Origin of the sequence: Gracilibacillus orientalis (genome assembly GCF_900114645.1) — a bacterium.
Lineage (GTDB): Bacteria > Bacillota > Bacilli > Bacillales > Amphibacillaceae > Gracilibacillus > Gracilibacillus orientalis.
The window spans coordinates 55,930-79,544 of sequence record NZ_FOTR01000013.1 but is presented as its reverse complement, the minus strand read 5'-3'; the positions used below and the strand labels follow the sequence as shown (position 1 = coordinate 79,544).

Annotated in this window: 28 protein-coding genes; all 28 read left to right on the top strand. The window is 35.1% G+C overall.

Going from position 1 to position 23,615, the window contains the following annotated elements; translation table 11 throughout:
- Positions 1-11: 11 nt before the first annotated feature.
- The 28 genes from fliG (at position 12) to BM121_RS18430 (ending at position 23,596) form a co-directional block, all read left to right on the top strand.
- Positions 12-1,022, top strand: a complete 1,011-nt coding sequence (gene fliG / locus BM121_RS18565; RefSeq protein ID WP_091485463.1) for a flagellar motor switch protein FliG — start codon at positions 12-14, stop codon at positions 1,020-1,022.
- Complete coding sequence (gene fliH / locus BM121_RS18560; protein ID WP_175495502.1) at positions 1,015-1,782, top strand: flagellar assembly protein FliH; 768 nt, start codon at positions 1,015-1,017, stop codon at positions 1,780-1,782. The genes fliG and fliH overlap by 8 nt, the downstream gene beginning before the upstream one ends.
- Positions 1,757-3,073, top strand: coding sequence for a flagellar protein export ATPase FliI (gene fliI, locus BM121_RS18555; protein WP_091485460.1), 1,317 nt, complete (start codon positions 1,757-1,759; stop codon positions 3,071-3,073). Before fliH ends, fliI begins: the two co-directional genes overlap by 26 nt.
- A complete protein-coding gene (gene fliJ, locus BM121_RS18550; protein ID WP_091485458.1) occupies positions 3,073-3,510 on the top strand; it encodes a flagellar export protein FliJ in 438 nt (145 codons plus the stop codon). Before fliI ends, fliJ begins: the two co-directional genes overlap by 1 nt.
- Positions 3,511-3,524: 14 nt before the next feature.
- Positions 3,525-4,109: a MotE family protein gene (locus BM121_RS18545; protein ID WP_091485456.1), complete on the top strand. Its 585-nt coding sequence runs from the start codon at positions 3,525-3,527 to the stop codon at positions 4,107-4,109.
- Between the two features lie 36 nt (positions 4,110-4,145).
- On the top strand, positions 4,146-5,534 hold the full coding sequence (locus BM121_RS18540) for a flagellar hook-length control protein FliK (protein WP_091485455.1): 1,389 nt from the start codon (positions 4,146-4,148) through the stop codon (positions 5,532-5,534).
- Between the two features lie 10 nt (positions 5,535-5,544).
- Entirely contained in the window at positions 5,545-5,997 is a 453-nt protein-coding gene (flgD, locus tag BM121_RS18535; protein ID WP_091485453.1) for a flagellar hook assembly protein FlgD, read from the top strand.
- A 12-nt stretch (positions 5,998-6,009) separates the two neighbouring features.
- Positions 6,010-6,369, top strand: coding sequence for a TIGR02530 family flagellar biosynthesis protein (locus BM121_RS18530; protein ID WP_091485452.1), 360 nt, complete (start codon positions 6,010-6,012; stop codon positions 6,367-6,369).
- 79 nt (positions 6,370-6,448) lie between these two features.
- Positions 6,449-7,318 carry a flagellar basal body rod protein FlgG gene (flgG, locus tag BM121_RS18525; RefSeq protein ID WP_091485450.1) on the top strand — a complete coding sequence of 290 codons (870 nt, stop codon included), beginning with the start codon at positions 6,449-6,451 and terminating at the stop codon, positions 7,316-7,318.
- Positions 7,319-7,364: 46 nt separating this feature from the next.
- Positions 7,365-7,589: a flagellar FlbD family protein gene (locus tag BM121_RS18520; RefSeq protein WP_091485448.1), complete on the top strand. Its 225-nt coding sequence runs from the start codon at positions 7,365-7,367 to the stop codon at positions 7,587-7,589.
- Positions 7,579-7,995 (top strand): flagellar basal body-associated FliL family protein, encoded by a 417-nt coding sequence (locus tag BM121_RS18515; protein WP_091485446.1) that lies wholly within the window; start codon positions 7,579-7,581, stop codon positions 7,993-7,995. The genes BM121_RS18520 and BM121_RS18515 overlap by 11 nt, the downstream gene beginning before the upstream one ends.
- A 25-nt stretch (positions 7,996-8,020) precedes the next feature.
- Complete coding sequence (gene fliM, locus BM121_RS18510; RefSeq protein WP_091485445.1) at positions 8,021-9,022, top strand: flagellar motor switch protein FliM; 1,002 nt, start codon at positions 8,021-8,023, stop codon at positions 9,020-9,022.
- Positions 9,012-10,202 carry a flagellar motor switch phosphatase FliY gene (gene fliY, locus BM121_RS18505; protein ID WP_091485444.1) on the top strand — a complete coding sequence of 397 codons (1,191 nt, stop codon included), beginning with the start codon at positions 9,012-9,014 and terminating at the stop codon, positions 10,200-10,202. The genes fliM and fliY overlap by 11 nt, the downstream gene beginning before the upstream one ends.
- A 21-nt stretch (positions 10,203-10,223) precedes the next feature.
- Positions 10,224-10,586 carry a response regulator gene (locus tag BM121_RS18500; protein WP_091485442.1) on the top strand — a complete coding sequence of 121 codons (363 nt, stop codon included), beginning with the start codon at positions 10,224-10,226 and terminating at the stop codon, positions 10,584-10,586.
- 46 nt (positions 10,587-10,632) lie between these two features.
- Positions 10,633-11,244 (top strand): flagellar biosynthetic protein FliO, encoded by a 612-nt coding sequence (locus BM121_RS18495; RefSeq protein ID WP_091485441.1) that lies wholly within the window; start codon positions 10,633-10,635, stop codon positions 11,242-11,244.
- Positions 11,228-11,902: a flagellar type III secretion system pore protein FliP gene (gene fliP, locus BM121_RS18490; RefSeq protein ID WP_091485439.1), complete on the top strand. Its 675-nt coding sequence runs from the start codon at positions 11,228-11,230 to the stop codon at positions 11,900-11,902. The genes BM121_RS18495 and fliP overlap by 17 nt, the downstream gene beginning before the upstream one ends.
- 25 nt (positions 11,903-11,927) lie before the next feature.
- Positions 11,928-12,197 (top strand): flagellar biosynthesis protein FliQ, encoded by a 270-nt coding sequence (gene fliQ / locus BM121_RS18485; RefSeq protein WP_091485438.1) that lies wholly within the window; start codon positions 11,928-11,930, stop codon positions 12,195-12,197.
- 3 nt (positions 12,198-12,200) lie between these two features.
- On the top strand, positions 12,201-12,971 hold the full coding sequence (gene fliR / locus BM121_RS18480) for a flagellar biosynthetic protein FliR (protein WP_091485437.1): 771 nt from the start codon (positions 12,201-12,203) through the stop codon (positions 12,969-12,971).
- A 3-nt stretch (positions 12,972-12,974) separates the two neighbouring features.
- On the top strand, positions 12,975-14,054 hold the full coding sequence (flhB, locus tag BM121_RS18475) for a flagellar biosynthesis protein FlhB (protein WP_091485498.1): 1,080 nt from the start codon (positions 12,975-12,977) through the stop codon (positions 14,052-14,054).
- Between the two features lie 38 nt (positions 14,055-14,092).
- Positions 14,093-16,126 (top strand): flagellar biosynthesis protein FlhA, encoded by a 2,034-nt coding sequence (gene flhA / locus BM121_RS18470; protein WP_091485435.1) that lies wholly within the window; start codon positions 14,093-14,095, stop codon positions 16,124-16,126.
- Complete coding sequence (gene flhF / locus BM121_RS18465; RefSeq protein ID WP_091485433.1) at positions 16,123-17,232, top strand: flagellar biosynthesis GTPase FlhF; 1,110 nt, start codon at positions 16,123-16,125, stop codon at positions 17,230-17,232. The genes flhA and flhF overlap by 4 nt, the downstream gene beginning before the upstream one ends.
- A 1-nt stretch (position 17,233) precedes the next feature.
- Complete coding sequence (locus tag BM121_RS18460) at positions 17,234-18,088, top strand: MinD/ParA family protein (protein WP_091485432.1); 855 nt, start codon at positions 17,234-17,236, stop codon at positions 18,086-18,088.
- A gap of 6 nt (positions 18,089-18,094) precedes the next feature.
- Complete coding sequence (locus BM121_RS18455; protein WP_091485430.1) at positions 18,095-19,144, top strand: protein-glutamate methylesterase/protein-glutamine glutaminase; 1,050 nt, start codon at positions 18,095-18,097, stop codon at positions 19,142-19,144.
- 7 nt (positions 19,145-19,151) lie between these two features.
- Positions 19,152-21,197, top strand: a complete 2,046-nt coding sequence (locus BM121_RS18450) for a chemotaxis protein CheA (RefSeq protein WP_091485428.1) — start codon at positions 19,152-19,154, stop codon at positions 21,195-21,197.
- A gap of 10 nt (positions 21,198-21,207) precedes the next feature.
- Positions 21,208-21,678, top strand: a complete 471-nt coding sequence (locus BM121_RS18445) for a chemotaxis protein CheW (protein WP_091485427.1) — start codon at positions 21,208-21,210, stop codon at positions 21,676-21,678.
- Positions 21,679-21,682: 4 nt separating this feature from the next.
- On the top strand, positions 21,683-22,306 hold the full coding sequence (locus tag BM121_RS18440; protein WP_091485425.1) for a chemotaxis protein CheC: 624 nt from the start codon (positions 21,683-21,685) through the stop codon (positions 22,304-22,306).
- Positions 22,306-22,797, top strand: coding sequence for a chemotaxis protein CheD (locus BM121_RS18435; RefSeq protein ID WP_091485424.1), 492 nt, complete (start codon positions 22,306-22,308; stop codon positions 22,795-22,797). The genes BM121_RS18440 and BM121_RS18435 overlap by 1 nt, the downstream gene beginning before the upstream one ends.
- 34 nt (positions 22,798-22,831) lie before the next feature.
- Positions 22,832-23,596: a FliA/WhiG family RNA polymerase sigma factor gene (locus BM121_RS18430; RefSeq protein ID WP_091485422.1), complete on the top strand. Its 765-nt coding sequence runs from the start codon at positions 22,832-22,834 to the stop codon at positions 23,594-23,596.
- The last annotated feature ends 19 nt before the right edge of the window (positions 23,597-23,615 follow it).

The window sequence follows — 23,615 nt, the reverse complement described above, 5'->3', positions numbered from 1 at the left end:
TAATAATTATCATGGCAAGAAGACAACAAATAACCGGAAAACAAAAAGCTGCTATTTTATTAATCTCTCTCGGTCCGGATGTTTCTGCCCAAGTGTATAAGCATTTAACACCAGAAGAGATTGAAAAACTAACACTAGAAATCTCATCCGTAACAAAAGTAGATGGAACTCAAAAGGATGAGATTTTGGAGCAATTCCATGAAATAGCGATGGCTCAGGATTATATTTCACAAGGTGGGATCAATTACGCAAAAACCGTTCTTGAAAAAGCATTAGGTGAGGAAAAAGCAGGCGATCTCCTAAATAGACTAACATCCTCCTTGCAAGTAAAACCTTTTGACTTTGCACGGAAGGCTGAGCCAAATCAAATTATAAATTTTATTCAAAATGAACACCCACAGACAATTGCACTTGTTTTATCCTATCTAGATTCTGAACAATCAGCTCAGATTTTGTCAGAGTTACCACAAGAAATGCAAGCCGATATTGCAAAAAGGATTGCAGTTATGGACTCTACTTCACCTGAAATCATTTCTGAGGTAGAACAGATTCTCGAACGAAAACTTTCTACTACTGTTTCACAAGATTATACACAAACTGGAGGTATTCAGGCAGTTGTAGAAGTTTTGAATGGGGTGGATAGAAGTACCGAACGAACTATTTTAGATACGCTAGAAATTGATGATCCTGAATTAGCAGAAGAGATCAAGAAAAGAATGTTCGTATTTGAAGATATTGTCACCCTTGATAATCGTGCAATCCAGCGCGTAATTCGTGAGGTTGAAAATGATGACCTGCGCTTAGCATTAAAAGTGGCAAGTGATGAAGTGAAAGAAATTGTCTTTAATAATATGTCTGCTAGGATGGCAGAAACTTTTAAAGAAGAAATGGAATTTATGGGCCCTGTTCGATTACGTGATGTAGAAGAAGCACAATCACGTATAGTATCTGTGATAAGACGATTAGAAGAAGTGGGAGAAATTGTCATAGCTAGAGGTGGAGGGGATGATATTATTGTCTAATAGCTCCTTTCCGACTAGGCAAATCCAATTACGAAAAATAGAGATACCGAAAACAAAGCAAACTTCCTCTGATAAAGACGAAAAAGAGATGTTATATAATATCTACCAGCAAATAGAGGACGCAGAGCAGCAATACAATGAAACATGGAACAAAACAGAACAACTGAAAGAAGATACAAATTCAGAAATAAAGCAATTGAGACAAGCATGGGAGCAAGAAAGGGCACACTATGTAGAACAAGCTCAACAAGAAGGATATCAACAAGGTTTTGAGCAAGGAAAAAAAGACAGTATTCAACAATATCAGAAGTTAATGGAAGAAGCTACAGAAGTAGTGGATACTGCCAAACAGGAATATCACAAAATTATTGCAGAAAGTGATGAAACAGTTTTACATATTGCAATGGCGGTAGCTGAAAAAGTCTTGAAACAATCAATTGAAAAAGATAATACGAAATTTATTGGCATTGCTAAATCCTTGTTAGAACAGGTGAAAGACCAATCAAGCATTAAGTTATTTGTTTCAAGCAACTATTATCCTATGCTTATAGAAAATAAGGATGAGTTAAGCTCAATCATCCATGATGAAATACAATTTACGATATACCCATCGAGGGACTTACAAGGAGAACAAGTAATGTTAGAAACCCCCTTTGGCAGAATAGATGCTTCTGTTGACAGCCAATTAGAAGAGATTAGAACTAGACTTTTTCATGTAGTGGAGGAGATCACACGTGAAAACACAAATGATTATCAATGAAATTCAGGATCTAGATGCCTATAAACGCTATGGAAAAGTAGATCGTGTGATTGGGTTATTAATTGAAGCAAGAGGACCGGAAGCTCGAATCGGTGAAGTGTGCTATATTCATACGAAAAAAAAGAACGAAAAAATAATGGCCGAAGTAATAGGTTTTTATGATAAGAAAGTCCTGTTAATGCCTTATTCGACGCTACACAATATTGCTTCAGGTTGTCTAGTAGAAGCAAGCAAAAATGCCTTGCAAATAAAAATAGGAAGAGCATTAATAGGAAAAGTTATCGATTCAACTGGGAATTTATTGGACGGCTCTCATTTACCTAAAGGTTTAAAAGAATACCCAACAGAACAAGCACCTCCTAATCCGCTAGAACGACCTAGAATTAAAGAACCTATTCAAATAGGAGTAAAGGCAATCGATAGCTTATTGACGGTTGGAAAAGGTCAAAGAATTGGACTTTTTGCAGGAAGTGGTGTGGGTAAAAGTACCCTGTTAGGCATGATAGCTCGTAATAGCAATGCCGATATAAACGTAATTGCTTTGATTGGGGAGCGTGGACGGGAAGTAAAAGAATTTATTGAACGCGAGTTAGGGCCGGAAGGTTTAAAGAAATCAATAGTAGTGGTCGCCACCTCTGATCAGTCAGCTTTAATGCGAATTAAAGGGGCTTATACCGCAACTGCCATCAGCGAATATTTCAGGGATTTGGGATGTGATGTGAATTTGATGATGGATTCTGTTACAAGAGTTGCTATGGCGCAACGAGAAATAGGACTTGCCATTGGCGAACCACCAACAACAAAAGGATATACACCATCAGTTTTTGCGATGCTGCCATCTCTACTAGAACGTACAGGTACAAGTAAAACTGGTTCAATCACAGCCTTTTATACCGTTCTTGTTGATGGTGATGACTTTAATGAACCGATAGCTGATACAACAAGAGGTATATTGGATGGCCACTATATTTTGGATCGTAAATTAGCAGAAAAAGGACAGTTCCCAGCGATTAATGTTTTGCAGTCTGTAAGCAGAGTAATGCCTGAAATTGTATCAAAAGAGAAACTTGAATTAGCAATGAAAATTCGTTCTATTCTAGCTACTTATACCGATAACGAAGAATTAATTCAAATAGGGGCATATAAAAGAGGATCTAATAAATCCGTTGACCAGGCCATTCAACTTCAACCGGGAATTTTAAATGTCTTAAAGCAAGATATAGATGAAAATGCAGATGAGAAAACAACCCTGCAGCAATTAGAAGAACTGGCGAAAAGGAGTAGTTCCTGATGAATCAGTTACAGGGGTATGAAAAAATCAGACAGGTAAGAGAGAATGAAAAAAAAGACGCTCAACTTAAATTTCAAGAAGCAACCGCAGAGTTCGAAAAGCATGCAAGTCACTTATATGATTTACTGAAAAAGAAAGAGAAGATTGAAGAAAGCTATAAGCAGTCATTGTCAGACAAGTCTCAAATCGAAACCATAAAATCATATCATCAATATTTAGATTTTCTTATGCCTACTATAGTAAATGTGCAAAAAAAAGCAGATCGAGCAAGAAAGTATATGGACCAAGTGCAAGAGTATGTAACCGAGCATTATATAGAAGTGAAAAAAATAGAAAAAATCATCAACAAAAAAGAACAGCAATATAAACAACTTGAAGATAAAAAAGACTTAATGCTGATGGATGACGTTTCCATTCGCAAGTATCTAGAAAAGTAAGGATAGGTGAAGAAATGGCAGCTAATCCAAAGAAAAATAAAGAAAAAAAACCGAGTATTTTTCAATGGTTCATAGTTATACTTGTCCCCTTAATTTTTGCACTACTGATTACAGTAATCATTCTATACTTTATGGGCGTGGACGTCGGTAAACACACAAAGGAAACGTTAAATAAGGTTCCATTTATAAGCGAGCAAGTTACCACAGATCAAGAAGAATTACATACTAATCAGTTAGCGGAGAAGGATCAACAAATCGATGACATTCAAGAAGAAATGGATGCTTTACAATATGAAGTTCAATCAAAAGATGGAACCATTTCTGAATTGGAAGAAGAAATCTCAACTTTGTCCTCACAAATTGTAGAATTAGAAGCGGAACAGGAGAGCGATACAACAAATTTAGATTCATTTGAAGAACTTGCTACATCTTTTACTGCAATGAAACCAAAGTTGGCGGCACCTATTATTGAAAGCATGGAAGATGATATAGCTGTTCCTTTATTACGACAATTAGAATCAGAAGTTAGAGGAGAAATCTTTGGTGAGATGGAACCAGAAATAGCTGCCGGCTATTCAGATTTACTAGTGGATGAATAATGTAAAAATAGCAAGCTATTGAAAGGGGGTGAAAAAATGATGATAGCGTCGGAGTGGTTAACAAATGGCTCAGCAATCCCATCACCGAAAGCTATAAGAGACAAAGCAAGGGGAAATGCTTTCTCTGATCTCATGTCCTCCAATATGATCAGTTATAATCAAGAAGCAAATGTAGCAGATTCTGATAGTACCTTAAACCTAGTAAAGCTAACAGATAAAGCATTGATACAAGAGTCATTGGATAATTTGTCAGCAGAACAATTGAATGGAATTACGGAAATAATAGACATGATTAACAATAAGCTAGAGACTGATGGACAAACATTATCAACAGAAGAAATCATGACATTTATCTCGGAGGATCTAAATGAAGAGCAGATAGAAGTATTAGGTGGACTATTAGAAGCAGAAGATCAAGAAGTATTAGCTGAGCTGATTAAGAAGTTTTTAGAACAAATCGAAAGCATCGGTCAAAGCCAACAAGAGAAAGTATCTATGGAGCAACCTTATCGTTTGAGTTTTAGTGATGGAATACTAGTACAAAATAACTTTAGTACGGAAGCTGTTTTAGATAAAAATGCTATATCACGAGTCGAACAGACAGAAAAAATATTACAACAGATACAAAATCAAACGCTTAGCAGTCGTGATTATAAACAAATGTTACAACTATTGAAACAATGGTCACAAATGAGTAATCAAACATTGAATGCAGCACAAAAACTCTTATCGGAAGCTACAAATGATAAAAGTAGTGAAATATGGTCGAAGCTGTTATCAAACTTTAATAATCGTCAATCAATGCAACAGCATTATGGAAGTATTCAAAAAGTTACACAGCAAGATGTAAAGCGATGGAGCGATAATGCGATGGAAAGATTGGAACCTGTTATGAAACAAGATCAAGCACACATTGTAAGAAATGATACTGGTAATCAACAAGTTCAATCAAAAATTCAACAATATGTGATTCATTTGTCTCATACGAACAGTGACCAACCATTAGTTCAAAAGCAACTTATCGATCAATTTCAGCAAGTGATGCAAAAAAGTAATTTTATGAAACTACCAAATGGGGCTAATCAGTTGATGATACGGCTTCAACCGGAACATTTAGGTGATATTACAGTGAAACTGACTCAAATCAATGGTGAAATGACAGTTAAAATGATTGCTAGTACTCATGGTGCTAAGGAACTGTTAGAGGGGAATCTAAATCAACTTCGCCATATGTTCTCGCCGCAACAAGTAATCATTGAAAAACAAGAAAACTCTTCTCAGGTTAGTCAAGAGGAACTAACCGATGACAATTTGAATTCTCAAGAAGAGGAACAGCAAGAACAGCATAACGATCATGAAGAAGAATCTAATCAGGATAATCAAAATCAAAGTTTCCATGATATGTTGATGGATGCGAAAGTGTAGGTGATTAACAGTGACTTCTATTGATCCATCTTATTATTTATCTAAACAGAATCAAGCAAGAGAGGCCAACAATAGTTTAGGAAAAGAAGAGTTTTTAAAGATTTTAATGTCACAGTTGCAAAATCAGGATCCATTAAACCCGATGGAGGATAAAGAGTTTATCTCACAAATGACAACTTTTTCATCATTAGAGCAAATGATGAACATGTCTAATTCTATTGATACATTAGTAAAGAATCAAACGGTATCTCCGGTTATACAATATAGCCATTTAATAGGGAAAGAAGTTAGTTATTACCGTTTAGATGAAGAAACAGGTGAAGTTGCAGAACCAAAAGAGATAGTCAGCAGTGAAGTGAAGGCAATCTCACAACAGGATGGTTATGCCGTAATAGAGTTAGATGGTGAACAAAAAATATATACGGATGAGGTGCTCAGAATAAATGATCCTTCCGCGGAATAGAGGAGGGATAAAATGGATAACCGGATTCATGCTTATCATCGTCCACTTGTTCCATCAAAAAATATAGTTCAGCAGAAAAAAACGACTCCTTTCGCTGAAGTTCTGAAAGAACAACAAGAGATCGAATTGAGTAAACACGCTAGCGACAGAATGACCCAGCGGAATATTGTATTGAGTGAAGCTGATTGGAACAAGATGAATGAGAAACTGGACCAAGCTAAGGATAAAGGTGTAAAAGAATCACTAGTTATTACGAGCGATGCAGCATTTATTGTTAATGCAGAAAATAAAAAAGTGATTACAGCATTAGATAAAAGCGAACTTAGCAGTAAAATTTTCACCAATATTAACGGGACAATAGTAATAGATTAGGCTGGACCCAATTGGGAGGCCGGAAGTTACCAACTGACAGCGGTAGCTTAATGGAAAAAACAGAAGGGAAGTTGATTAAATGTTACGTTCAATGTATGCGGGTATTTCAGGGATGAAGGCTTTTCAAACGAAATTAGATGTAGTAGGTAATAATATAGCTAACGTGAATACATCAGGTTTTAAAAAAGGGCGGGCAACGTTTCAAGATATGATGAGTCAATCTGTATCAGGAGCAAGTGCACCGACAGATATCAGAGGTGGTGTGAACCCAGCACAGGTCGGTACAGGCTCTCAACTAGGTTCTATAGATAATGTCCATACACAAGGAAACCGTCAAACAACTGAACGTCCGTTAGACCTTCAACTAGAAGGAGATGGCATGTTTGTTTTTGCAACTGGTGAAAATATTGACGGTGGCGATACAGAGCAAATGGATATTTCTTATTCAAGAGCAGGTAATTTATATTTGGATGATGGAGGATATATTGTAAATGCTAACGGTGAATATTTGTTAGGACAAAACGGAACAGATCCTGATGGTAACCCACTTGCAGGAAATTCAAGAATTCGCATACCAGATACAGCACAAAGCTTTAGTATACAAGGTAATGGCATTGTGAATTATATTGAAAATGGGGAGACAGAGGAAGCAGGACAAATTTCGCTCGCCAAATTTTCAAACCCAGGTGGTTTAAATAAGGTTGGATCAAACATGTTTCAAAATTCTGTCAATGCTGGAAGAATGGAAGAAGACGATGGAACATTTCTATATGCACCAGAAACGGAAGGTACAGCTTCTATTGTGTCAGGAGCTTTAGAAATGTCTAACGTTGATTTGTCTGAAGAATTTACCGAAATGATCACAGCACAACGTGGTTTCCAAGCAAACACAAGAATTATTACAACATCAGATGAAATTTTACAGGAACTAGTGAACTTAAAACGATAAAAAGGAGGAAGAGAGTTGAGGCTCTAATCCTTAACTCTCTAAATCTATGATTACATTAACGAAATTAAAAGGTGACACTATTACGATTAACGCCATATACATAGAACGTATTGAATCCTTTCCAGATACGACCATTACGTTGATCAATAAGAAAAAAATGTTTGTGAAAGAATCAGAAGAAGAAGTGAAGGAAATGGTGAGAGAGTTTTATAAGCAAATAGGTCTCTATCAACTTCAAAGAGAAGTAGGTGAACAAGGCGATGAATCCTAAATTAATAAAAATTTTAGTTGTGGTTCTTTTAATTATTACTATAGCAGGGGCTGTAACTTTATACTTTCTCCTAAACAAATCTTCAAATGAAGGAGAGGGTATGTCGATTGATGATATGGTGAAATATTCTCATACAACCGAAGAGATAAGAACAGATCTAAATGATGGTAATTTTGTTCTCATTCAATTTCAACTTATTACTAATAGTAAAGCTGCTTTAGAAGAACTTCAGAAAAGAGAATTCCAGGTAAAAAATGAATTTATTAAATTATCAGTAGACTTAACCACGAAAGACTTTCAAGAAAATTTAACGGAGTTAGAAAGTGATATAAAAACTGCTATGAATAAACATATGACGGAAGGTCAAATCGTCGATGTCTTAATTATAAGTAAAGTTATCCAGTAAGTTTACTCCGAATGGAGGTGGGAAAATGGCAGATGAAGTTCTTTCGCAAAATGAGATTGACTCCTTATTATCAGCTTTATCATCTGGTGAGATGGATGCTAATAAATTAAAAGAAGAAGAAAAAGATAAAAAGGTAAAAGTATATGATTTTAAAAGAGCATTAAGATTCTCCAAGGATCAAATAAGAAGTATTTCCAGAATTCATGATAACTTTGCCAGGTTGTTATCGACCTATTTTTCAGCACAGCTAAGAACATATGTACACGTTACAGTTGCTTCGGTAGATCAAATTCCTTATGAAGAATTCATTCGTTCGATCCCGACTAAAACGATATTAAATGTATATAGTGTAGAACCATTGGATGGAAGAATAATTTTTGAATTCAATCCTAATATAGCTTATGCAATGCTAGATCGAATGCTGGGTGGTATAGGAAACAGTGTTAATAATATTGATAATTTAACCGAAATTGAAACAACGCTTATGTCACAATTATTTGAAAAAGCTTTAGACAATCTTCAAGAAGCCTGGGGATCAGTAGTTAATATTGATCCAATGCTGGAAGACTTTGAAGTAAATCCGCAATTTTTACAACTAGTTTCTCCTAATGAAACAGTAGTTGTAGTGTCTCTAGATACTACTATTGGTGATAGTAGCGGTATGATTAACATTTGTATCCCTCATGTAGTACTTGAACCGATTATTCCAAAATTATCTGTTCATTATTGGATGCAAAATGAAAATTCTAAGGAAAGAAAACCAGAAGAATATGAATCTATTTCTCAAAATATCAAACAAACAACCTTGGATATGACCGCTCTATTAGGTGAAACATCTATTATGTTAGAGGACTTTTTGTTTCTAGGAATAGACGATACCATTTTACTCGATAAAAGCATTGACCAACCCTTAACATTACAAGTTGGTCAAGAGCCTAAGTTTCTAGTACAACCAGGAAAGAAAAAACAGAAGATAGCCGTACAAGTTATAGAAGAAATTAAGGGAGGGGATCAAGATGATGAATGATGGAATGTTATCCCAAGATGAAATAGATGCCTTATTAAATGGCTCTGATAATACGGATGAAGATGTGAATTCAAATGAAGCTCCTTCCGCAGATGAATACCTCTCATCTATAGAAGAAGATGCTTTAGGAGAAATTGGTAATATATCTTTTGGAAGCTCTGCAACAACTCTTGCTACTCTATTAAATCAAAAAGTAGACATTACAACCCCTATCATCAATGTTATTCATAAGGGAGAATTAGAGGAAGAATTTCCTGTTCCATATGTTGGTATAGAAGTGAAATATACAGAAGGTTTCAGTGGGGCAAATTTATTTATTCTGGAATCAAAAGATGCAGCTATTATTGCTGATCTTATGTTAGGTGGAAATGGTGATCCTGAATCACAAGAGTTAAATGATATTCATTTAAGTGCTGTTCAAGAAGCGATGAATCAAATGATGGGAACCGCAGCTACTAGCATGTCGACTGTATTTAATAAAAAGGTGGATATTTCCCCACCAGTAACATCTATTATGGATGTTACTGAAGAAGAAACACAGGCCTTAACACCAGATGATGATGTACTAATTAAGGTTTCATTTCAGTTAAAAATCGGTACATTAATAGATTCAAAAATTATGCAGTTATTACCTGTTACTTTTGCAAAAGATTTAGTAGATCAATTACTGAATTCACCAGAGGGAACAGATGAATTGAATAGCAAAACAACTGATGCAATCGAAACGGACCTGGCTGGAAGTAACCAGAGTAATGCGTTTGATTCGCCTGTGCAACAAGAGGCTTCCATGCATCAAGGACAAGCTAATAATCAACCGCAACAGCCAAAACATTTAGGAAATCAATCAGTAGGAACAAATCAAGGAGTGCAAGCTGCTTCTTTCTCTAATTTTGATGATGTGCCTTTACAACAAAGTGAGAAACGAAATTTAGATTTATTAATGGACATTCCATTACAGGTTACCGTCGAGTTAGGAAGAACGAAACGAACTGTAAAAGAAATTCTAGAATTATCTTCAGGTTCTATTTTGGAATTAGACAAACTAGCAGGTGAACCAGTCGATATATTAGTCAACCAAAAACTTATAGCCAAAGGTGAAGTAGTAGTAATCGATGAAAACTTTGGTGTCAGGGTAACAGATATTGTAAGTAAAGAAGATAGATTAAAGCAATTAAAATAGATAGATGGAGGATTGATAGATATGGCTAAGACAATATTAATAGTGGATGATGCTGCATTTATGAGAATGATGATCAAAGATATTTTATCAAAGAATGGATATGACGTAGTTGGAGAAGCGCAGGATGGACAAGAAGCTGTTGAAAAATATAAAGAACTACAGCCTGATTTAGTAACTATGGATATTACTATGCCAGAAATGGATGGTATTGCTGCTCTAAAAGAAATTCAAAGTATCAATGGTGATGCTAAGGTTATTATGTGTTCTGCAATGGGACAGCAAGCGATGGTAATTGATGCGATTCAAACAGGTGCAAAGGACTTTATCGTAAAACCATTTCAAGCTGACCGGGTAATCGAAGCCATTTCAAAAGTTCTAGGTTAATGAGGTGATTAGCATTAACCTGAAATTACTAATAAGCATATTATTTATGTCTATTCTAGTATGGATTTCACCAATTAATATAGAAGCTAGTGGAATGGTAAATGACATGTTTGATAACCAAGAAGAAATACAACAAGAACAAGAGGATGAGAACGAAGCAGTTACAGATGATCAGCTTGAGACTGTTGATTCCCCGAGTTTTATTGGGAGCTTCATTAAACTCATTGTCGCTTTAGCCGTTGTTATTGGTTTGATTGTACTGATCTCAAAGTTTTTGCGGAATAAAAACGGGTTTCTCAAAAAGCATCAAGTGGTTGAAAATTTGGGGGGTATATCCGTTGGATCGAATAAATCAATTCAAACAATAAAGATAGGTGATCGTTTTTATGTCATTGGCGTTGCAGAGAATATTGAATTGTTAATGGAAATTACTGATCCTAAAACAATCGACCAATTAATGAAACAAGAAGAAACAGATGATTCATTAGATAAACTTAAGGCGAAACTGATTAAACAACCAGCAGAGTCATCAAAAAGTAGCAATCAAGATTTCACTTCGCTATTTAACAAGGAGCTAAATACAATGAAAGAAGGAAGAAAGAAAGTATATCAAAAACTAAAAGAAAGTAGTCAAAAAAATAATGATTCATCTCATTGATGTTTTCTCAGGCACTGATCCTGAAAGTATATCTACGTCTGTAAGGTTACTTTTATTATTAACAGTACTTTCATTGGCTCCTAGTATATTAATTTTAATGACCAGCTTTACAAGAATTTTGATTGTCTTATCATTTGTGCGGACGTCTCTAGCGACACAGCAAATGCCGCCAAACCAAGTTTTAATTGGTCTTGCTTTATTTATGACATTTTTTATTATGGCACCTACTTTTCAAGAAGTGAATGAGGAAGCATTACAACCGTTATTTGATGAAGAGATAAATTTAGAAGAAGCATATGAAAACGCAAGTAACCCGATTAAAGAGTTTATGTCAAAACATACAAGAGAAAAAGATTTGGCATTATTTATGAATTATGCAGAAATAGACAGACCAGAAACTGTTCAAGATATTCCATTAACAACATTAGTCCCAGCTTACGCAATTAGTGAATTAAAAACAGCTTTTCAAATGGGCTTTATGATATTTGTTCCATTCCTGGTTATTGATATGGCAGTTGCAAGTGTCTTAATGTCTATGGGGATGATGATGTTACCACCGGTGATGATTTCATTGCCATTTAAAATATTATTGTTTGTTCTAGTAGATGGGTGGTATTTAATTACACATTCATTATTAGATGGTTTCTTGCCGCTGTGACATCGTTTGAGAGGAGATACTGATAGTGAGTGGAGAATTTGTCGTTTCATTAGCCGAACAGGGAATATTTACAATTCTAATGGTAGTAGGGCCCATTCTAATACTGGCACTGGTAGTAGGTTTATTAGTAAGTATTTTTCAGGCTACTACCCAAATACAGGAACAAACACTTGCATTTATACCGAAAATAGTCGCTGTTTTACTAGGTATTATAGTATTTGGGCCATGGATGCTAACAACAATGGTAAAATTTGCTGAAAATATATTCCAAAATCTTAATCAGTTTGTGGGATAAGCTATGTTTGAATTAATAGATATCAATCGTTTTCCAGCATTCATTTTAATATTAGTTAGAGTAATGGCTTTTTTTGCAACGGTACCGATTTTCTCTTATCGCAATATACCGACACAGTTTAAAATTGGTATCGGCGTTTTTATAGCATGGATCATGTTTTATACTCTGGAGATTCCAGAACTTGCCTTTGATGGTATGTATATTTTATTGATTATGAAAGAGGCAATCATAGGGTTATTTTTAGGGTTAATTGCTTACATAATTTTAGCTGCCATTCAGATTGCAGGTGGGTTCATCGATTTTCAAATGGGTTTTGCCATTGCAAATGTTGTTGATCCGCAAACTGGAGCTCAAAGCCCACTAATAGGGCAATATTTCTATACGATCGCTCTGTTATTTTTGTTATCGGTTAATGGACATCATCTATTGTTAAATGGTTTGATGTATAGCTTTGAGGAGATTCCGTTAGATCAGCTATTTCAATTTAATAATCTGGATTTAATCTTGCAAACTTTCAGCGAAATGTTTTTAATGGCTTTTCAATTAGCTCTTCCGATCGTAGGTTGCTTGTTTTTAGTTGATGTAGCGTTAGGTATTATTGCACGAACAGTTCCACAGCTCAATGTTTTTGTCGTGGGACTTCCGCTTAAAATTTTTGTTTCATTTGCCGTGCTATTTATGTTTGTAACATTTTATATGATAATTGTGAAGCAACTTTTCCAATATACTTTAGAAACGATGCAAAGTCTTATTCAAATGTTCGGAGGTGCTTAATTGATGAATTTACGGCTTGATCTTCAATATTTCGCAGGTGAAAAAACTGAAAAAGCCACTCCGAAGAAAAGACAAGATGTACGTAAAAAGGGACAAGTTGCCAAAAGCCAAGATGTAAATACAGCCATTTTACTATTTTTTGTGTTTATTATTCTCCTGGTAACGGGAGATTCACTAAAAAGTACGATGACAGACATGTTTAACAAATCATTTACAGAATATATTCATAATGAAGTAACAGAAGAAGAACTTTTTAGTATGTTATTAGATGTTTTGTCCCAAATAAGTATAGCGATCGCACCAATTATGCTTATCGCAATTGTAGCAGGACTTGCTTCGAATTTTATGCAAATCGGCTTTATGTTTACAACAGAACCATTAAAAATGAAGTTAAATAAAATTGATCCCATTCAAGGTGCAAAGAGGATATTTTCTGCAAGAGCATTGGTGGAGTTAGTTAAATCTTTATTAAAAATTGTTGTTGTAGGTGTAATTACGTTCTCTATTATATGGATCAATCGCGATGAGATGATGATGTTATTCGATAAAGAGGTTAATGGGGCATTAGCATTCTTTGGACAGATGACTATCCAAATGGGTATTGCAGCGGCCATTGGTTTACTGATTATATCGGTGATCGATTATGTTTATCAGAAATACGATTTTGAAAAGCAGAATAAAATGTCTAAAAATGACCTGAAAGATGAACATAAAAATATTGAGGGTGACCCGTTAATTAAATCAAAAATTAAAGAAAAGCAAAGACAGATGGCGATGCAGAGGATGATGAGTGAAGTCCCAAATGCAGATGTTGTGATCACCAATCCAACTCATTATGCAATTGCAATTAAATATGATGAAGACAAGGCAGATGCGCCATATGTTGTTGCGAAAGGTGTCGATTTTGTTGCGATGCGAATCAAAGATATTGCTCGTAATCATGATGTGGTGATGGTAGAAAATCGACCTTTAGCAAGAGCATTATATGATCAAGTCGAGATTGATAACATCGTAAGTGAAGAATTTTTCCAAGCTGTAGCGGAAATTTTAGCTTATGTATATCGAATTCAAAAGAAGATTTAAGAACGTTTATGTGTTTCAAGTAAAGGAGTTGTAACAAGATGAAAGCTAGAGATTTTTCCGTACTATTTGGTGTTATATCTATTATTATTATGTTAGTTATTCCTCTTCCAGGGTGGTTATTAAGTATTTTAATTTTAACCAATATATCTCTAGCATTAATCGTCATTTTAGTCTCCATGAATACAACAGAGGCATTGCAATTCTCTGTTTTTCCTTCTTTACTATTGTTATTGACGTTATTTCGGTTAGGTTTGAACGTGTCTACAACCCGATCCATTCTATCAGAAGCTGATGCAGGTGGTGTAGTAGAAACCTTTGGTACGTTCGTTATCGGAGATAATCCTTTGGTAGGTTTTGTTGTCTTCGTTATTTTAGTTATTATTCAGTTTCTAGTTATTACTAAAGGTAGTGAGCGTGTATCAGAGGTAGCGGCTCGATTTACATTAGATGCAATGCCTGGTAAGCAAATGAGTATCGATGCTGATTTGAATGCCGGCATGATTAATGAGCATCAAGCTAAAGAAAGACGTGATAAAATTGAGCATGAAGCGGATTTTTACGGTGCGATGGATGGTGCCAGTAAATTCGTAAAAGGTGATGCGATTGCCGGTATTATTATTGTTCTCATTAATATTATATTTGGACTTATTATTGGTATGGCACAACTAGGATTAAGTTTTACTGAAGCTATTGACACTTATATGAGATTAACCGTTGGGGATGGATTAGTAAGTCAGATCCCGGCTTTACTTATATCTACAGCTACCGGGATTGTTGTTACCAGAGTTGCTTCAGAAGGTAACTTGAGTGCGGATGTTAGCCAACAGTTATTGAGATATCCTACGCTACTTTATATTGCAGGTGGTACGATCTTCTTCTTAGGCTTTACTCCGATTAGTTTTGGTTTGACAACGATGATCGCTGCTGTACTAATTATTAGTGCTTATAGGTTATCAAGAAAAACTCAAGTAGAAGAAGCACCAAGTGATGAACAACTAGATGAGTCAGACTCAGAAGAAATGCAATCACCAGAGAATGTTGTTGGTTTAATTAATATGGACCCTATTGAATTCGAATTTGGTTATGGCTTAATTCCTTTAGCAGATTCAAATCAAGGTGGCGATTTATTAGATCGTGTGGTTATGATCAGACGACAATTAGTAATTGAATTAGGTTTAGTTATTCCAGTTGTAAGAATTCGAGACAATATTCAGCTAAATCCTAATGAATACCGGCTTAAAATTAAAGGCAATGAAGTAGCTAGAGGTGAGTTACTACTTGATCATTATTTAGCGATGAGTCCTGGTATTGAGGATGACGAATTAGATGGTATTGATACAGTAGAACCAGCTTTCGGTTTACCTGCTAAATGGATTACGGAAGAAGCAAGAGATGATGCAGAAATGTCTGGTTACACTGTTGTAGATCCTCCATCTGTAGTCTCCACACATATTACAGAGCTAATAAAACGTTATGCACACCAATTAATTGGTCGACAAGAAACACAACAATTAATAGATCATTTAAAGGAATCAAATCCAATTTTAGTAGAAGAAGTAACACCAGAGCCACTAGGAGTTGGAGATGTTCAAAAGGTATTGGCTAAACTGTTACGTGAAAATGTATCTGTGAAAAATTTACCAGTTATCTTCGAAACATTAGCAGATTTTGCAAAAATGACAACAGATACAGATCTGCTGACTGAATATGTAAGACAATCATTATCCATTCAAATCACGAGTGATATTGTACAAGGTAAGCAACAATTAAAAGTGATCACTGTTTCAGGTGAGGTTGAAAAATTAATTGCCGAACATATACAACAAACTGAATATGGCAGTTATCTAGCGATGGATCCTGATACACAACAACAAGTGATTCACTCTGTTTCAGAAAATGTTGAGAACATGAGTTTACAGGAAGAGACACCAGTCATCTTATGTTCGCCAACCATTCGAATGTATTTTAAACAATTATTAGATCGCTTCTATCCACACGTGGTCGTACTTTCATATAATGAGATTGAACCAACTGCAGAAATTCAAAGCATCGGGGTGGTGAACGTAGCATGAAAGTGAAAAAATTTAAGGGTTCGACAATGCCAGAAGTGATGAAATTCGTCAGAAAAGAACTAGGATCAGATGCAGTCATATTAAATTCAAAAGTTATACATGAAGGTGGATTTTTAGGACTTTTTAAAAAGAGAAAAATAGAAGTTTTAGCGGCAATCGACCAGACAAAATTACCGCGGAAAAAGACTAAGACGCAAAAACATGTAGTTGAATCTAAACCTGAGGTTGAATCAACAGCCGTAAGTCCCAATCAAGAAGAAGTTTTAAAAGAATTACGTGACATGAAGCAATGGATGCAAAAGAATGCTACGAAAGATTTGACTTTCAAGCTACCATATCAGTTGGTATACGATCATCTTATCAAACAAGAAGTAGATCAGGAAATTGCTTACGAATTAATAGAATCTATACAAACAAGGTTTAATAATGATGAGGTCGAAGAAAGCAAAGTATGGGATCAATTATCGTTTGAAGTAAAACACCGGATAGCAAACAAAGGAACTTTCGGTGGAGAAATATTCGACAAACAGTTTATTCATTTAGTTGGACCTACAGGAGTCGGAAAAACGACGACGATAGCAAAATTAGCAGCTCATTGTGTATTAAATAAACAAAAAAAAGTTGCTTTCATAACAACAGATACCTATCGAATTGCTGCAATTGAACAGTTGAAGACTTACTCCAAGATCTTAGACGTTCCAATAGAGATTGCATACAACTTAGAGGATTATAAAAAGGCAAAGGAAAAATTCAAAAATTATAATCATGTTTTTGTCGATACAGCTGGCAGAAATTTCAGAGATGAAAAATATATTAAAGAATTAGGTAAAATTGTCGACTTAAACCATGAAGTCAATACGTATTTAGTTCTTTCATTAACTACAAGGGCAAAAGACCTAGAAGAGATTTATCAACAATTTGATAATATACCAATTAAACAACTTATTTTAACTAAAAAAGATGAAACAACTACTTATGGTCCTGTATTAAACTTATGCTTAAAATATAAAATCGGTATTGCTTATATGACTAATGGTCAGGATGTACCTGATGATATTGAAGAAATATCCATAGAGCAAATTGCGAAATTAATAGTTGGTGATTAATATGACTGATCAAGCAGCGAAGCTAAGACAAAAATTAAGAGATGTACACAGTCATTACCATGCTAAAACTATGGCTATAGTTAGTGGTAAAGGCGGAGTTGGGAAGTCTAATATTGCACTAAACTTTTCATTATCCCTAGCTAGCAAAGGAAAAAAAGTTTTGCTATTTGACTTGGATGTTGGCATGGGGAATATTGACATTTTATTAGGGAAAAGTTCTAACTATTCTATTATAAATCTGTTCGAGAATAAATTGTCAATATATGATATTATAGAAGTAGGTCCAAACTCCTTGTCTTATATTGCTGGTGGTAGTGGACAGGAGCATATTTTCTATCTTGATGAAGAAAAATTACAATATTTCATCGAGCAATTAGAACTACTTTTGGCAGAATATGACTATATTATTTTTGACTTGGGGGCAGGTGTTACGAGAGAAACCATTCATTATATTTTAGCAGTCGATGAATGTATTCTTGTAACGACTCCAGAACCAACTGCCATGACAGATGCATATTCCATGATAAAGCAAGTTTTATTACAACAACCGATAAAGTTTCAGTTAATTGTTAATCGTTCTAAAAGTAAAAAACAAAGTATTGATATCATGAATCGTATGAATAGTGCTGTGAAACGATTTTTAGATCATGATGTAATACCGCTTGGAACAATCCCTGATGATTCAGCTGTTACAGATGCTGTATTAGCACAGCAACCTTTTATCATACATAACCCTAAATCAAAAGCATCAGTGGCAATTGAAAATGTTAGCAATCATTATCTAGGGGAACCATCCAAAAAATCAGATAATTCAGGATTTCTAAAGAGACTCAGAAAATTAATGACAGAAAGGTAGAAATCTATGAACAAAAAACTTGTATTAGTCGTTGATGATTCAGCCTTTATGCGAAAAATGATATCAGATATTATCCATTCATCTGCTTATTTAGAAGTGATCGCTACAGCAAGAAATGGAAATGATGCATTAAAAAAAGTAATGGAATTAAAACCTGATGTTATAACTTTAGATGTTGAAATGCCGTTAATGGATGGAATATCAACGTTAAAGGAAGTCATGAAAATGGCACCGACACCTGTTGTCATGGTGTCAAGTTTAACGAAATCTGGGGCAGATAAAACTATAGAGGCAATGTCATACGGAGCTGTTGACTTTATTGCAAAACCTTCTGGATCAATATCCTTAAATATTAAGGATATTGAATCAGAGATAGTACAAAAAGTAGAGCATGCATCACGTGCTAATTACAAGTTATCAATAAACACATCTCCTTCGATTAAAAAGAAAGATTATAAACCCATTTCAAGTAACCGGCCAATTATAGCAATAGGCTCTTCAACTGGAGGGCCTAGAGCATTACAACAAGTAATCACGAAGTTGCCAATTGGATTTCAATCACCGGTTGTTATTGTGCAGCATATGCCAAAAGGATTTACCAAGTCATTAGCTGAACGCCTCGATAAATTATCCAACGTAACGGTTAAAGAAGTGGAAGATGGAGATTTAATAGAGAACGGAAAAGTGTACATAGCACCAGGCGGTAATCAATTTAGAGTGAAAGAAATTAATAGCCAATTGTATGCAGAAGTTAAACAAGAACAGCCAGTTAATGGACATCAACCATCTGTAGATGTACTGTTCGAATCCGTTGCCCATGTACAGAATTGTCATCCTCTTGCAGTAATGTTAACCGGAATGGGTAGCGATGGATCAAAAGGCATGTTACATCTAAAAAAACGACACCCTAGAACCATTGCTATATCGCAGTCAAAAGAAACGTGTGTAGTCTATGGTATGCCTCAAGCAGCAGAAAAAACTAGTTTAGTAGATTATGTAGAAGACATAGACAATGTTAGTGACGTATTAGTGCAAAAAATCCAAAAGAAGAGGTGAAATACCGATGGAAAATAACGAGTATCTTGAAGTATTTATTGAGGAAAGTAAAGAGCACATTCAATCATTAAACAATCAACTATTAGTTCTAGAAAATGAACCGGAAAACATGGATACAATAGGCGAAATTTTCCGTTCTGCACACACTCTAAAAGGGATGTCTGCAACGATGGGTTATAAAGATCTGGCCGATTTAACACATAATATGGAGAATGTACTAGATGCAGCACGAAATGATCAAGTGAAAATAACATCTGAAATCATTGATATGATATTTCAGGCGGTGGACCAGCTTGAAGGAATGGTTTTGGATATAGTTGAAGGTGGCGATGGTGCCTCAGATGTGCAAGAACTTGTACAGACATTACAGACTATTGAGAATAATCAAGATATAGAAAACTTAAATGAATCAACCATGGCTGCTGATAATGAACCAAAACCAGCAAATAATGAGCAAGTATATTTTAACCAGTTAGATCAATTCGAATTAGCTATTATAGATCAATCAAAAGAAAATGGTTTCGAAAATTTAGAAGTAAAAATAAAATTAAATGAAAACTGCCTATTAAAAGCGGCTCGAGTATATATGGTTTTTGAAGTATTAGAGCAAATTGGGGAAGTAATTAAGGCTGATCCTACAGTACAGGAGCTAGAAGAAGAAAACTTTGATCTTCAGTTTCATGTGTTAATAGTAACGAAGGATAGTCCGGAAGAAGTACAACAAAAAATTCTAAAGGTTTCTGAAATTGAAGAAGTTACTGTATCCATGTTCAAACAGGATAAAAATGCTCAGGGAGATGACAATGAGCAAAATATAGCTGAAAATGAACAATCAACAGATGGGGTTAAGGAATCGCCAAAAAGTAAAAACGCAGAGGGTAAGAAAAAAACTGGAAAAGGCGTTACAAGTAAGACGATTCGGGTTAATATTGATCGGCTTGATGGTTTAATGAATTTATTTGAGGAATTGGTTATTGATAGAGGACGTCTGGAACAGATTTCAGCAAATCTTAAGAATGCAGAATTACAAGAGACCGTAGAGCGAATGACAAGGATTTCTGGAGATCTGCAAAGTATTATTTTAAATATGCGCATGGTGCCGATTGAACAAGTTTTTAATCGTTTTCCAAGAATGGTGCGTCAACTGTCAAAAGATTTAGGTAAAAAAATCAAATTGGATATTGTTGGTGCAGAAACGGAATTAGACCGAACGGTGATCGATGAAATTGGCGATCCGCTAGTTCACTTGATTCGCAACGCATTAGATCATGGAATAGAAACACCAGAGAAACGACAAGCATCAGGAAAAAAGGAAGAAGGAGACTTATTATTAGAAGCCTATCATAGTGGCAATCATGTCTTTATTGAAATCTCTGATGATGGAGCAGGAATAAACAGAGAAAAAGTATTGGACAAAGCAATTTCTAATCATGTTATTACTGAAGAAGAAGCCAAGCAATTAACAGACAAACAAGTGTATCAATTGATCATGTCCAGTGGTTTCTCTACTGCTGATAAAATCAGTGATGTTTCGGGTCGTGGTGTAGGTTTAGATGTAGTGAAAAATACGATCGAGTCACTTGGTGGAACTATTACGATCGAGTCAGAAGAAGGAAAAGGTTCATTATTTTCTATTCAATTACCATTAACATTATCTATTATATCCGTTTTATTAGTAGAAGTAGAGAAAGAAAAATATGCAGTCCCACTATCATCCATTATTGAAACGGCAATTATTAGCAAATCAGAGATTTTAAATGCCCACAACAAAAAGGTAATTGACTTTAGAGGAAAAGTAGTACCGTTGATAGATTTAAAAAATGTATTTGAAGTGCCAACTGAAGGACAAGGTGACGAATTATATTCCATTGTTATTATTCGCAAAGGGGATAAAATGGCGGGATTGGTTGTGGATACTTTCATCGGACAACAAGAGATTGTATTGAAATCCTTAGGTGACTATTTAGGAGATGTATTCGCGATTTCAGGTGCCACTATTTTAGGTGATGGACAAGTAGCATTAATTGTTGATACCAATACATTAATTAACTAGGAGGGTTAACATGGAAGAAATAACAAACAATCATAAATCGATTATTATCGAATTGGATAAAGAAGAATATGCGATTCCGGTTGAAGTCGTTGGAGCTATAGAGCGAATGCAATTTATTACTAGAGTGCCAAAAACAGCGACTTTCGTTAAAGGTGTTATTAATCTTCGTGGTGTAGTTACGCCAATTATAGATTTACGTGAGCGATTCGGAATGGAAAGTATAGAACAAACGGAAAGTACAAGAATTATCATTATTCATATGGAATCGAATGATGTTGGATTTATTGTCGATGCCGCTTATGATGTATTGGATATTCCAGAAGATGCGATTGAACCTGCTCCAAAAGTTATCGGAACAATCGACGCGGATTATATTGGAGGCGTAGCAAAAGTCGACAAGAGATTGATTATGTTTTTAGAATTAGAAAAAGTATTATCACAAGAATCATATCGTGCTGCTACTTTAGGACAAGAAGGTTAGAAAAATGGTAGATATAGAAAATTTATCGCAACATCATTTAGACGTATTAAAGGAAGTAGGTAATATTGGGGCAGGAAATGCCGCTACAGCACTTTCAAGCTTATTAGGGAAGAAGATAGACATGTCGGTACCTGCCATCAAGATTGTCGATTTTAATGAACTGATGGCATTTGTAGGTGGTCCTGAACAAGTCATTGTAAGTGTGTTTTTAAGAATACAAGGTGAAGCACCTGGCAGTATGTTTTTTGTACTATCACCAGTAGAGGCACGTTCGTTAGTTGAACAATTGACTGGTACATCAGGGGATAATATCGAAGAAAATGATCTGGCTATTTCAGCTATATCTGAGATTGGTAATATTCTTTCTGGATCTTATTTATCTGCTTTATCTGATTTTACATCTATTAATATGCAGCCAACCGTGCCGAATTTAACGATTGATATGGCAGCGGCTATTTTAATGCAAGGCCTTCTTGAAATTTCGCAAGAAAGCGACTATGCCATTATAATTGATACGATGATTGAGGAAGAAGAAGAATCAAACGAGTCGGTGAAAGGCCATTTCTTTTTATTACCCGACCCTGACTCTTTTGATGAAATTTTCAAAGCACTAGGGGTCGAAGAGTAATGACAATCATAACAACTGTTATAAAAGTTGGTATTGCAGATCTAAAAGTAACTCATGTACCGAATACTTTAAAAACATCTGGCTTAGGGTCTTGTGTTGGTGTTGTCATTTATGAACAGAAGATAGCAGGACTCGCACATGTCATGTTACCAGATTCGACGGCATCCAACAAAAGCATATTAAATGAAATGAAGTACGCAGATACATCGATTGATTTATTGTTGGAACAACTTTTAACTGAGGGAGTCTGTCGATCTAAGCTGAAAGCTAAAATAGCAGGTGGAGCACAAATGTTTTCCTTTAAGTCTGATAACAATATGTTGAATATTGGTCAACGAAATATCGAAGCAGTGCTTGCCAAATTAAAGGAACATAAAATTCCAATCGTTGCACAAGATGTTGGTGGCAATAAAGGGAGAACTATTGAGTTCAATATCGAAACAGGAATGCTGGAAGTACGAACGGTAAATAGTGGAGTTATGCAAATTTAAGTAGTTTTAGTTATTTTTGAAATGAGGTGATTCGATGGTCAAAGATACATCAATGGAAAAAAACTTGTGGAATAAATGGTTAAGTAACAAAAGTGAAGAAAATACGAATGATTTAATTGAAAACTATATGTATCTTGTAAATTATCATGTCCAACGAATCGCTGTTAATCTGCCTAAAAATGTTAGCAAAGATGATATCAAAAGTTTAGGGTTATATGGATTGTTTGATGCGATTTTAAAGTTTGATAATAGTCGTGATTTAAAATTTGATACGTATGCCTCTTTTAGAATAAAGGGAGCCATAATTGATGGGTTAAGAAAAGAAGACTGGTTACCCAGAACGACACGAGATAAAGTGAAAAAAATCGATCATGCAATGGAATCGTTAGAACAATCACTTCAACGAGATGTAACCACTGATGAAATTGCTGAATATCTTGGTTTGACTGTGGAAGAAGTAGAGGATTCACTAAAAGATAGTTTTTTTGCTAATCTCTTATCAATGGAAGAAAAAAGTAAAAACAATTCAGAGGAAACAAAAGAAGGAATCGGCTATTTAATTCCGGACGATAGGGAACCTTTACCTGAAGGTAATCTTGTGCAAAAGGAAAATTATCAAGAATTATCGAAATGTATCCAACAATTAAATGAAAATGAGCAAATGGTATTGAGTTTATTTTATGATAAAGAATTAACATTTACGGAAATAGGTAAAATACTGGGCTTAACAACATCAAGGATCTCGCAAATTCATAAACAAGCTATAGTAAAAGTTCGTCATTTATATAAAAAAATATAATAGTATAAGCGGGGCTTGA

Bases quoted from the DNA above. Each gene is read 5' to 3' on its own strand.
- fliG (WP_091485463.1), top strand. From the start codon at position 12: ATGGCAAGAAGACAACAAATAACCGGAAAACAAAAAGCTGCTATTTTA.
- fliJ (WP_091485458.1), top strand. From the start codon at position 3,073: ATGAATCAGTTACAGGGGTATGAAAAAATCAGACAGGTAAGAGAGAAT.
- BM121_RS18545 (WP_091485456.1), top strand. From the start codon at position 3,525: ATGGCAGCTAATCCAAAGAAAAATAAAGAAAAAAAACCGAGTATTTTT.
- BM121_RS18540 (WP_091485455.1), top strand. From the start codon at position 4,146: ATGATGATAGCGTCGGAGTGGTTAACAAATGGCTCAGCAATCCCATCA.
- BM121_RS18530 (WP_091485452.1), top strand. From the start codon at position 6,010: ATGGATAACCGGATTCATGCTTATCATCGTCCACTTGTTCCATCAAAA.
- flgG (WP_091485450.1), top strand. From the start codon at position 6,449: ATGTTACGTTCAATGTATGCGGGTATTTCAGGGATGAAGGCTTTTCAA.
- BM121_RS18520 (WP_091485448.1), top strand. From the start codon at position 7,365: ATGATTACATTAACGAAATTAAAAGGTGACACTATTACGATTAACGCC.
- BM121_RS18515 (WP_091485446.1), top strand. From the start codon at position 7,579: ATGAATCCTAAATTAATAAAAATTTTAGTTGTGGTTCTTTTAATTATT.
- fliM (WP_091485445.1), top strand. From the start codon at position 8,021: ATGGCAGATGAAGTTCTTTCGCAAAATGAGATTGACTCCTTATTATCA.
- fliY (WP_091485444.1), top strand. From the start codon at position 9,012: ATGATGAATGATGGAATGTTATCCCAAGATGAAATAGATGCCTTATTA.
- BM121_RS18500 (WP_091485442.1), top strand. From the start codon at position 10,224: ATGGCTAAGACAATATTAATAGTGGATGATGCTGCATTTATGAGAATG.
- BM121_RS18495 (WP_091485441.1), top strand. From the start codon at position 10,633: ATGTCTATTCTAGTATGGATTTCACCAATTAATATAGAAGCTAGTGGA.
- fliP (WP_091485439.1), top strand. From the start codon at position 11,228: ATGATTCATCTCATTGATGTTTTCTCAGGCACTGATCCTGAAAGTATA.
- fliR (WP_091485437.1), top strand. From the start codon at position 12,201: ATGTTTGAATTAATAGATATCAATCGTTTTCCAGCATTCATTTTAATA.
- flhB (WP_091485498.1), top strand. From the start codon at position 12,975: ATGAATTTACGGCTTGATCTTCAATATTTCGCAGGTGAAAAAACTGAA.
- flhA (WP_091485435.1), top strand. From the start codon at position 14,093: ATGAAAGCTAGAGATTTTTCCGTACTATTTGGTGTTATATCTATTATT.
- flhF (WP_091485433.1), top strand. From the start codon at position 16,123: ATGAAAGTGAAAAAATTTAAGGGTTCGACAATGCCAGAAGTGATGAAA.
- BM121_RS18460 (WP_091485432.1), top strand. From the start codon at position 17,234: ATGACTGATCAAGCAGCGAAGCTAAGACAAAAATTAAGAGATGTACAC.
- BM121_RS18455 (WP_091485430.1), top strand. From the start codon at position 18,095: ATGAACAAAAAACTTGTATTAGTCGTTGATGATTCAGCCTTTATGCGA.
- BM121_RS18450 (WP_091485428.1), top strand. From the start codon at position 19,152: ATGGAAAATAACGAGTATCTTGAAGTATTTATTGAGGAAAGTAAAGAG.
- BM121_RS18445 (WP_091485427.1), top strand. From the start codon at position 21,208: ATGGAAGAAATAACAAACAATCATAAATCGATTATTATCGAATTGGAT.
- BM121_RS18440 (WP_091485425.1), top strand. From the start codon at position 21,683: ATGGTAGATATAGAAAATTTATCGCAACATCATTTAGACGTATTAAAG.
- BM121_RS18435 (WP_091485424.1), top strand. From the start codon at position 22,306: ATGACAATCATAACAACTGTTATAAAAGTTGGTATTGCAGATCTAAAA.
- BM121_RS18430 (WP_091485422.1), top strand. From the start codon at position 22,832: ATGGTCAAAGATACATCAATGGAAAAAAACTTGTGGAATAAATGGTTA.